This is a genomic window from Vibrio sp. T9 (assembly GCF_003123985.1).
Classification (GTDB): Bacteria; Pseudomonadota; Gammaproteobacteria; order Enterobacterales; family Vibrionaceae; genus Vibrio; species Vibrio diabolicus.
On sequence record NZ_NIGY01000139.1, the window covers coordinates 1 to 332 of the forward strand.

General features: G+C 71.7%; 1 protein-coding gene. It reads left to right on the forward strand.

Annotated features, from left to right (window positions below):
- Positions 1-332, forward strand: a 332-nt coding sequence (locus tag CBX98_RS26410) for a hypothetical protein (protein WP_172606048.1), incomplete at both ends; no start/stop codon positions are given.

Here is a 332-nt window from a genome sequence, read left to right on the forward strand (position 1 = left end):
GCCGTCGTCAGCCGCGTGGCGAGCGTCAGCCGCAAGGCGAGAAGGTCGAGAAGATCGAAAAGGCCACGACGCTTGTCGCCGGCGCCGCCCAGGCTGCCGCACCGGGCGCCGTGCGCGTACCGGCCGAGAAGCCCAACGCGCCGCTGAAGGTCGAGGAAGGCATTTCGCCGGTCATCACCGACGAGCCGCTGACCCAGGTTGAAGGCTCGCTCGCCGCCGATGGCAGCGCGCCCTCGACCGAAACCAAGGACACCGAGGGCGGCCAGCGCCGTCGTCGCGGTCGTCGCGGCGGTCGCCGTCGTCGTCGCCAGGAAGACGGTACGCAGGCCGGT